Annotated in this window: 10 protein-coding genes; 5 read left to right on the top strand and 5 right to left on the bottom strand. The window is 69.6% G+C overall.

The genetic code is table 11. From position 1 onward, the window contains the following. The 4 genes from AC2H6A_RS15200 to AC2H6A_RS15215 form a co-directional block, all read right to left on the bottom strand. The coding region (locus AC2H6A_RS15200) for a C2 family cysteine protease (RefSeq protein WP_484274501.1) at positions 1-725 on the bottom strand (725 nt) is incomplete at its 3' end. 219 nt (positions 726-944) lie between these two features. Continuing rightward, positions 945-2,489 carry a glycerol-3-phosphate dehydrogenase gene (gene glpD, locus AC2H6A_RS15205; protein WP_484274502.1) on the bottom strand — a complete coding sequence of 515 codons (1,545 nt, stop codon included), beginning with the start codon at positions 2,487-2,489 and terminating at the stop codon, positions 945-947. A 49-nt stretch (positions 2,490-2,538) separates the two neighbouring features. Continuing rightward, positions 2,539-3,522, bottom strand: coding sequence for a Bug family tripartite tricarboxylate transporter substrate binding protein (locus tag AC2H6A_RS15210; RefSeq protein ID WP_484274503.1), 984 nt, complete (start codon positions 3,520-3,522; stop codon positions 2,539-2,541). A gap of 29 nt (positions 3,523-3,551) precedes the next feature. Further along, the gene (locus AC2H6A_RS15215; protein ID WP_484274504.1) at positions 3,552-4,226 is read right to left on the bottom strand and encodes a DsbA family oxidoreductase; all 675 of its coding nucleotides are present in this window, start codon (positions 4,224-4,226) and stop codon (positions 3,552-3,554) included. A gap of 87 nt (positions 4,227-4,313) precedes the next feature. On the opposite strand from AC2H6A_RS15215, the gene AC2H6A_RS15220 reads away from it, so the two are divergent. From AC2H6A_RS15220 to AC2H6A_RS15235, 4 genes are all read left to right on the top strand, one after another. After that, positions 4,314-5,303: a Bug family tripartite tricarboxylate transporter substrate binding protein gene (locus AC2H6A_RS15220; RefSeq protein WP_484274505.1), complete on the top strand. Its 990-nt coding sequence runs from the start codon at positions 4,314-4,316 to the stop codon at positions 5,301-5,303. A 13-nt stretch (positions 5,304-5,316) separates the two neighbouring features. Beyond that, the gene (locus AC2H6A_RS15225) at positions 5,317-6,099 is read left to right on the top strand and encodes an ABC transporter ATP-binding protein (RefSeq protein ID WP_484274506.1); all 783 of its coding nucleotides are present in this window, start codon (positions 5,317-5,319) and stop codon (positions 6,097-6,099) included. Positions 6,100-6,109: 10 nt separating this feature from the next. Next, positions 6,110-6,874 (top strand): ABC transporter permease, encoded by a 765-nt coding sequence (locus tag AC2H6A_RS15230; RefSeq protein WP_484274507.1) that lies wholly within the window; start codon positions 6,110-6,112, stop codon positions 6,872-6,874. 108 nt (positions 6,875-6,982) lie between these two features. Continuing rightward, positions 6,983-7,993, top strand: coding sequence for an ABC transporter substrate-binding protein (locus AC2H6A_RS15235; protein ID WP_484274508.1), 1,011 nt, complete (start codon positions 6,983-6,985; stop codon positions 7,991-7,993). Here AC2H6A_RS15235 and AC2H6A_RS15240 read toward each other — a convergent pair. Then, positions 7,959-8,951, bottom strand: coding sequence for a LysR family transcriptional regulator (locus tag AC2H6A_RS15240; RefSeq protein ID WP_484274509.1), 993 nt, complete (start codon positions 8,949-8,951; stop codon positions 7,959-7,961). The two genes, AC2H6A_RS15235 and AC2H6A_RS15240, sit on opposite strands and share 35 nt — an antisense overlap. A gap of 122 nt (positions 8,952-9,073) precedes the next feature. Here AC2H6A_RS15240 and AC2H6A_RS15245 point away from each other — a divergent pair, with 122 nt between their 5' ends. After that, positions 9,074-9,337: a hypothetical protein gene (locus AC2H6A_RS15245; RefSeq protein WP_484274511.1), complete on the top strand. Its 264-nt coding sequence runs from the start codon at positions 9,074-9,076 to the stop codon at positions 9,335-9,337. The last annotated feature ends 98 nt before the right edge of the window (positions 9,338-9,435 follow it).

Genomic DNA, 9,435 nt, shown 5'->3' on the forward strand with positions numbered 1-9,435 from the left:
GCGTTGCCTGCCGTGTCCCGGCCCGTGGCCTGGGCATACAGCGACGCGCCCGAGCCCGGTGTGCCGACCACCAGCCGGTCATCGACCGTGACCCAGATCTCCTGGCCAGCAGTCCCGAAGAAGCGAACACCCCAGGTGCGGTCCGTGCCCGCGTTGGCGACGAAGCCGCTCTGCAGGGCAGTCTGCGAGGTGGCCGCCACCCCGGCTGCGGCCGCGAGCAGATAGCAGGTGCCGGCCTGCCCCTGGTTGACATCCTGGTAGCTGGTACCGCCAACGATGAGCGGCGCCGAGAAGCGCTCGTAGACCCCGGTGGCCGCGCCGGCTGCGGGGTTGGCCTTGTCACCCTCCACCGCGGGGTTGGGCAGGTCCTTGCCAAGGAGCCACTTGTCACGCAGCAGCGCGAGGTTCGCCCGCGGCATGGCCGCCGACAGATTGCCCAGCGCGGTGGTGGTGCCCGCACCACCGGTGAACACCGCGTTGGCGGTGGATCCATTGACCATCTGACCGAAGACATACCCGAGGTAGCCGGTCTCGGCGCCATTGAGGTCACGCGACGAGAACACCGATGCTGACTGAACGGCGATCGTCTTGAGGTCATCGACGATGTTCTGGCCCACCACATCGCCAACCGTCACCGCGCCAAGCGCCGCATCGATCACGCGCAGCAGCCCTGCGTGGTCGATCTTGCTGCCGCCGGCAGTCAGCGTATCGACCTCCGTACGCACGGCCGCGGTCTTGATGGCGGCGCTCCAGCCCGCCGGCGGACCGTCACCGTAGAGCGGCCGGACTGCGCCCGATGCAAGAGCTTGGACCGATGACGCGGCACTGGCCGCATTCGCAGCGGATAAAGGTTCGTCGAGAGAGGACATGGGATGATCTCCTGAACTTCCCGCTGCGACGATGCGCGGTGCAACCCCGGATTATCGCGAAAAACCGCGACCGCGTTACGACAGCGGTTCCGACCAGCGCGCCTCGCACCATGCATTCACCGCCGCCCGCTGCGCCGGCGTGAAGTGCAGGCCCAGCTTGGTGCGGCGCCAGAGGACATCGTCCGCGCTGCGCGCCCATTCCTCGCGATGCAGCCACTCGAGCTCGGACTCGTGCAGACCCGGTGCCACTTCGGCTCCCGATGGCAGTGCAAGGAGACGCCGCACCCGTGAACCGTGCGCGCGCGCCAGACGGCGCAGGAGTGCGGGCGGACGGTCCGGATGCTGAGCGACGAGTTCGGTCACGAAGGCCTCGAACGCGGCCACGACATCCCCGCCCTGCGGCAGGCCATCGCCGGCCAGATCGCCTCCGGGCAACACGGCCTGCCCAGTCCATGCCCGTGCCGGTCTGCCGAGCGCAGCGCAGAGCTGGTCAGCAGCCTCCTCGGCGAGCTTGCGGAAGGTGGTGATCTTGCCGCCCCAGACCGACAGCAGCGGCGCGCCGTCGGCGTCGAGCTCGAGCGCATAGTCGCGGGTGATGGCCGAGGGGTCACCCGACGCGTCATCAAGCAGCGGCCGCACGCCGCAGTAGCGCCAGACCACATCGGCCGGCGTGACGCCGCGCGCGAAATAGCGCGAGGCCTGCTCGCACAGGTAGGCAACCTCGGCATCATCGGTGCGGGCCTCGCCCGGCGGGCCGTGGTGCTCGACATCGGTGGTGCCGATAAGCGTGAACGCGTCCTCATACGGGATCGCGAAGATGATGCGCCGGTCGGGGCTCTGAAAGATGTAGGCGTGATCGTGCGTGAAGAGCCGCGGCACCACGCTGTGGCTCCCCTTGATGAGGCGCAACGCGCGCGGCCGCGGCGCGTGGGCGTGGTCAGCCAGGAACTGCGCTGCCCAGGGGCCGGCGGCATTGACCAGGGCGGCGGCCGACACCCTCCGCTCATGGCCATCGGCGGCGCGCAGCCGCGCCTGCCAGCGGCCCTCGTGGCGGCGCGCGTCGACGCAGGCGGTGCGGGTGAGCACGGTGGCGCCGCGCGCGGCGGCGTCGACCGCATTGAGCACCACCAACCGGGCGTCATCGACCCAGCCATCGGAATAGACGAATCCCTGCTGCCAGCCCGGGCGCAGCGGCACGCCGGCGGCATGCCGGCGCAGATCCACCGATCGAGAACCCGGCAGCAGCTCGCGCCGCGCCAGATGGTCATAGAGGAACAGGCCCAGCCGGATCAGCCAGGCGGGACGCATGCCGGGATCGTGCGGCATGACGAAGCGCAGCGGCCACATGATGTGCGGCGCGCTGCGCAGCAGCCGCTCGCGCTCGGCCAGCGCCTTGCGCACCAGCAGGAACTCGCGGTGCTCGAGGTAGCGCAGGCCGCCATGGATGAGCTTGGTGGACGACGAGGAGGTGTGGCCGGCAAGATCGTCGCGCTCGGTGAGCACCACCGACAGGCCGCGCCCGGCGAGGTCACGGGCGATGCCGGCGCCATTGATGCCGCCGCCCACCACCAGCACGTCGCAGCGCAGGTCGGAGGACGCGTCGAACGGAAGTGGATTCATGGACGGTTCCGACAACGGCGCGAGGGCGCCAACACAGCGCGTTGCCGGATCATTCCGGCGTGAGCCCCTTGCGACGAACCACCTCGCGCCAGCGCTCGATCTCGCGGCGCTGGAACTCGCCGTATTCCTCGGGCCGGTTGGCCACCACATCGAACCCCTGCTGCGCGAAGCGGCTGCGGACCTCGGCATGGCTGAGGGCTGCGACGAGTTCGGCGTGCAGCCGGCTGATGATCTCGCGCGGCATGCCGCGCGGGCCCATGAAGGCCTGCCAGGAGGTGACCACGAAGCCCGGCACACCTTGCTCGATCATGGTGGGCGTGTCAGGCAACTGCGGCCGACGGGCTTCGCTGGTGACCGCGAGGGCCTTGAGCCGCCCTGCCCGGATGTGCGGCACCGCTGCGCCCATGTTCTGGAACGAGGCATCGACATTGCCGCCCATGAGATCGGCCATGGCCGCCGCGCCGCCGCGATACGGGATGTGCACGCCGAAGGTGTTGGTCTGCAGCTTGAAGAGCTCGGCCGAGAGATGATCGGATGAGCCGGTGCCCGACGAGGCATAAGACAGCCGGCCCGGGTTGCGCCGCGCGTAATCGATCAGCCCCTTCAGATCGGAAACCGGCAGCGAGGGCGAAGCCACCAGCACATTCGGCGTGGTGACTGCCAGGGTGAGCGGCTCGAGGTCCTTGAGCGGGTCGTAGGACAGGCGTGGCTGCAGGGCGGCGTTGATCGCGAAGGTGCCGATCGAGCCCACCATGAGGGTGTAGCCGTCAGGCGGCGACCGCATCACATACTCGGCAGCGATCGCCCCGTTGGCGCCGGGCCGGTTCTCGACCACCACGGTCTGGCCGATGTTGGCCTGCATGCGCGCACCCACGCTGCGGGCCACGATGTCGGAGGAGCCGCCGGCCACGAAGGGCACCACGATGCGCACCGGCCTCGCTGGCCAGGCCTGCGCGCGCACGGCAAGAGGGCCAGCCAGCGCACCGGCGGCCAGAGCACCGCGCAGCAGGCCGCGGCGGGACTGATCGGTCATGGTGTTCTCCTGGAGAGCGCGAACCGGGTTCAGCCCGCCAGCGCGAACGGCGCGGGTTCGAGCGTCTCGGCGCGCCTGAGCGCGCGGCCGATGGCCTCGGCACCCTGCGCACCGTTGACCGCAACACGGCCGTTGACCACGAAGAAAGGCACGCCACCGATGCCGGCATCGCGCATGCCGGCATCCACACGCGCCACCTCGTCGGCCAGGGCAGGGTCGGAAAGCGCGAGCGACACCTGCGCCTCGGTCAGCCCGGCGGCAAGACCGAGCCGTGTGAGCTCGGCGGCGTCACAGAGGTTGGCTCCCTCCTGGAAGTAGGCCGCGAACAGCACTTCGGCCATGCGCGACTGCAGCGCAGGTCCGCCCGCCTCGAGAGCCGCGGCGAGCAGCGCATGCGGCCGCAGGGTGCTGGGCTGGCGGGCGATGCGATCGAGCGCCAGCGGCAGCGCCACCTCGGCGGCAGCGGCGCGCACATTGGCGTACAGCCGGCTGGTGTCGGCCGTGCCGAACTTGGCAGTGAGGTACTCGGCACGCGATGCACCCTCAGGCGGCATGGCGGGGTTCAGCTGGAAGGGATGCCAGACCACCTCGGGCTGCGCCTGGCCAGGATGCTCGGCCGCCCACGCGGCGAGCGCCGATTCGAGCTGGCGCTTGCCGATGAAGCACCAGGGACAGACCACATCGGAAACCACATCGATCCGCATCCGCGCTCTCCCAAGGGCGGCACCACGCGGCTATAGTGCGCGGGCCTCGTTCGAAGGCCCACACTATAGACGCTCAGGAGACCCGCCATGACTTCCAATCTCACTCGCCGCCAGCTGCTTGCCGGCCTTGGCGCCGCCAGCGTGCCGCTGCTGGGCGCCGGGCCCGCTCGCGCCCAGGCCTGGCCCAACAAGCCCATCCGCATCATCTGCGGCTACCCCGCGGGCGGGCTCACCGACATCTTCGCGCGCGCCTACGGCGAGCACATCGGCCAGCGGCTGGGCCAGCAGGTGGTGGTGGAGAACCGCACCGGGGCGGGCGGCTCGATTGCGGCGCAGGCGGTGAAGGCCGCGCCCGCGGATGGCTACACGCTGATGTTCACGATCTCCACCACGATGATCATGAACCGGGTGCTCTACAAGACCCTGCCCTACGACGCCGACAAGGACTTCGTGCTGATCTCCAGCATGTACGCGGGTCAGCTGCCGCTGATCGTGAACAAGAACCTCGGCGTGAGCAATCTGAAGGAATTCGTGGAGTACGCACGCCGCAACAAGGTGTCGCTGGGCACCTACTCGCCCGGTTCGTTCGCGCACATTGCCGTGGCCGAGATCAACCGCATCTTCAAGTTGAACATCGAGGCGGTGCACTACCGCGGCGAGGCACCCATGTGGCAGGACGTGGCTGCCGGGGTGATCCAGGGTGGCACCGGCAGCACGGCAGCGGCCAATGCCGTGCTGTCCTCGGGCGTAGGCCGTGCCATTGCGGTTCCCGGGCCACGGCGCATGCGCAACATCCCCGAGGCGGCCACCTATCTCGAGCAGGGCGTGACCGACAAGGCATTCCAGCTGAAGGGCTTCATCTGCATGGTGGGTCCCACCGGCATGCCCGCCGAGATCGTGCAGAAACTCTCCGACCTGATGGTCGAGGGCGGCAAGACCGAGCGGGTGCAGAAGATCCTGAACACCTTCGGCATCGAGGAAGCCGCGGTGAGCCACCAGGAATTCCGCAAGCTCTACGACGAAGAGGCCCCGGTCTGGATCTCGCTCGTGAAGGGCCTGGGCCTCACCCCGCTCTGATCGGCACGCGCCCATGGGCACCGCAGTCATTCATGTCGAGCGGCTCGGCCGGCGCTTCGCGTCGGGCACGCAGGCACTCACCGACGCGACACTGAGCGTGGCGGCGGGCGAGTTCGTCGCGCTGCTCGGCCCCTCGGGCTGCGGCAAGAGCACGCTGCTGCGGCTGGTGGCCGGGCTCGATGCGCCCAGCGAGGGCGCGGTGCATCTGCAGGCGCCGGCGGGCCCCGGCGGTCTGCCGCCGGTGGGCTTCGTATTCCAGGAGCCCACGCTCATGCCCTGGGCGAGCGTGGCCGACAATGTCTGGCTGCCGCTGCGCCTGGCCGGGCAGAACCGCGCGCAGGCAAGGGCCGCGGTGCAGGCGCAGCTCGACGCCGTGGGCCTGCGCGGCTTCGAGAACGCCTACCCGCGCGAACTCTCCGGCGGGATGCGCATGCGGGTGTCGATCGCCCGGGCGCTGGTGGCGCAGCCCGGCGTGCTGCTGATGGACGAGCCTTTCGCGGCGCTGGACGAGATCACGCGCCTGCGCCTGAACGAGGACCTGCTCGGCTGGTGGGCGGCGCGCGCGCTCACCGTGCTCTTCGTGACCCACAGCGTGTTCGAGGCGGTGACGCTGGCGCAGCGCATCGTGGTGATGAGCGCGCGCCCGGGCCGCATCGCCGAGATCATCGACAACCCGGGCGGCCAGCAGCGTGACGACCACTGGCGCGGTTCGCCCGACTTCGCAGCCCGCTGCGCGCGGGTGTCGCAGGCCCTGCGCCGCGCCGCCGAGGCGCAACCCGGCGCCACCGCGCCGTGAGCCTCGCCGCATGAAACTCGAACGCGCCCTGCCCTGGCTGGTGTTCGCGGCCGCCCTGGCAACCTGGGAGATCTGGGTGCGGGTGGCCGAGGTGCCGCACTACATCCTGCCTTCGCCCAGCCTGGTGGCCAGCACCCTGGCGCAGCACTTCCAGTCGCTGGCGCCAGCCTGGTGGTACACGGTGAAAATCACGGTGGGCGCGCTGGCCCTGTCGGCGGCCAGCGGGGTGCTGCTGGCCAGCCTGTTCGCGCTCTCGCCCTGGGTGGAGCGCTCCTTCCTGCCCTTTGCGATCGTGCTGCAGGTCACCCCGATCGTGGCCATCGCGCCGCTGATCCTGATCTATGTCGACAGCACCACCGCAGCCCTGCTGCTGTGCGCCTGGATCGTGGCCTTCTTCCCGATCCTCTCCAACACCGTGATCGGGCTGCGCTCGGCCGACGCCAATCTGCGCGACCTGTTCACGCTCTACCGGGCTACGCCCTGGCAGCGCCTGCGGCTGCTGCTCACGCCCTCGGCGCTGCCCTACTTCATCGGCGGGCTGAAGATCGCGGGCGGGCTCTCGCTGATCGGCGCAGTGGTGGCCGAGTTCACCGCCGGCGCGGCCGGACGCGAGACCGGGCTGGCCTCGCGCATCCTCGAGGCGAGCTTTCGCACCGAGACCCCGAAGATGTTCGCGGCGCTGGTGCTGGTCTCGCTCACCGGCGTGGCGATCTTCTGGCTGTTCAACGGTCTGTCGCGGCTGCTGCTGGGGCGCTGGCACGAGTCGGAGCGCTAGGCTGCATCCGGGCGCAGGCGCCAGCCGGGGCGCTAGACTGCCGTCATGGCCGCGCGCGGGCGCCGGCCGCACGCCTCCTCGGCCCGCATCGCTTCCGGAGATCACCGCATGACCCGTATCCGCTCACTGGCGGCGCGCGCGCTGCTCGCGCTGCTGCTGCCCGCCGCCCCCGCGCTGCATGCGCAGGACAAGGTGGTGTTCGCCACCAACTGGAAGGCGCAGGCCGCCCACGGCGGCTTCTACCAGGCGCTGGTCGACGGCACCTACCGCAAGGCCGGCCTGGAGGTGACCATCCAGCAGGGCGGGCCGCAGGTGAACAACCGCCCGCTGCTGCCGGCCGGCAAGATCGACTTCCTGATGACCGGTAACCTGCTGCACTCCTTCGACAATGTGAAGAACGGCCTGCCGATCACGGTGGTGGCGGCGATCTTCCAGAAGGACCCGCAGGCGCTCATCGCGCATCCCGGCCAGGGATACGAGAACTTCGCTGCCCTCGCCAAGGCGCCGGTGGTGCTGGTGGCCAAGGACGGCCAGTTCAGCTGGTGGCAGTGGCTGAAGGTGCAGCACGGCTTTCGCGACGAGCAGCTCAAGCCCTACACCTACAACCTCTCGCCGTTCCTCGCGAACAAGTCGGCGGTGCAGCAGGGCTACTCGGTGGCCGAGCCGATCTACATCGAGAACCAGGGCCGCTTCAAGCCGGTGGTGCACCTGCTGGCCGACCACGGCTTCTCCACCTATTCCACGCTGATCGAGGCGCGCACCGACACCGTCCGCAACAAGCCCGACCTGGTGCGCCGCTTCGTCGAGGCCTCGATCACCGGCTGGTACGGGTATCTCTACGGCGACCGCAAGGCGGCCAATGCGCTGATGCGCAAGGAGAACCCGGAACTCACCGATGACGAGATCGAGCGCTCGGTGGCCCTGATGAAGCAGCAGGGCATTGTCGATTCCGGCGAGGCGCTGGAGCGCGGCATCGGCGCCATGAACGAGGCGCGCGTGCGCGACTTCCTCGAGAAGATGACCCGGGCCGGTCTGTTCAAGCCCGGCGAGGTGGATGTGCGCAAGGTGGCGAACTACGAGTTCGTCAACCGGGGGGTGGGGAGGGAGTTGCGGAAGTAGTCGCCCCCTCGAACGCCCGCGCCGCGCAGTCAGCCAGCGCATCGCGCAGCCAGCGGTGGCCGGGGCGCTGCTGCTGGCGGCGGTGCCAGGCAAGGTCGACATGCAGCGCCGGCATATCCACCGGCAGCGGGCGGATGGCCAGCTCGCCGGCAATGCCGGTGGACGGCACGAAGCGCTCAGGCATCACGGTGAGCAGGTCCGAGCCGGCCACCACCTGGCCGGCGGTGAAGTACTGGTTCACGGTGAGTACCACCCGACGCTGCCGCTTGATGGCAGCCAGCGCCTGATCGACGAAGCCGTAGGGCCGGCCCGAGAAGCTCACCAGCAGGTGGTGCGCGGCGCAGAAGGCATCCAGGGTGAGCTCGCCGGCGGCCAGTGGGTGGTCGCGGCGCATCACGCACACATAGCGGCCGTCGTAGAGCCGCTGCGTCAGGAAGGCCGCGGGGGCGGCATCGGTCATGCTGCGCTGCAGGATAGCGGCCATCATCACCGGGAAGTAGCCGATCGCGAGATCGAGCTCGCCCCCCTCCAGCAGCTCACGCGGATCGCGGGTGGTGAGCGGCAGCACCCGCAGCGACACCCCTGGCGCCGTGGTCTCGATGCGATTGATCAGTGGCGGCATCAACAGGCTGGCCGTGGCATCGGCCATGGCCAGGACGAAGCTGGTCTCGGTCCGGGCAGGATCGAAGTCAGTGGGCGCTAGCACCTCCTGAATAGCTTCCAGGGACTGGCGTACGGTGGGCCAGATGCTCAGCGCGAGCGGCGTGGGCTGCACCCCGTAACCGGCCCGGGTGACCAGTTCATCGCCCACCACCTCGCGCAGGCGACGCAACGCATTGCTGACCGCCGACTGGGTGAGCGACAGGTTCCGGGCGGCACGGGTGAGGTTGCGCTCGACCATGATCTCGTCGAACACCCGCAGCAGATTCAGGTCGAGCTGGCGGAAGTTGAGGCCCATGACATTTATCTTTCAGATAATTGACATGACAAATGATAACTTGAAATCGTTGTTGCGATGCCGCAAATTCAGGGCATGGGGCAGCGCAGTTCGCGCCGCCCGACCTGACAGGAGATCGCAACATGACCACCCTGAGCACCACCCACGAAGGCCTGGAACGCATCCTGGAGATCGGCCGCGTCGTCGGTCACGGCCTTGATCGCGCCCCCAGCCCTTACGCCGCGCCGGCCACGCCGCTCTTCACCCGCATCGGTCGCGCGCTGAGCGCCCTGGGCGAGAGCATGGCCGCCGCCCGTGCGGAGGAGGCGTACCGGGAACTGGCCCGACACGACCACCGGCTGGCCGCCGAACTGCGCGCCGCCGCTGCCCGCAGCAGCCGCGACTGAGTCAGCATGCCCGGCCGGGAGCGCCTCGGCCGGTTGAGTCCCGGCCTGAATCCCGGCCGGTTTGCCCGCGCAGCCCGGCCGATGCCGGCGCGCGGGCC

Source organism: Quisquiliibacterium sp. (assembly GCF_982640115.1).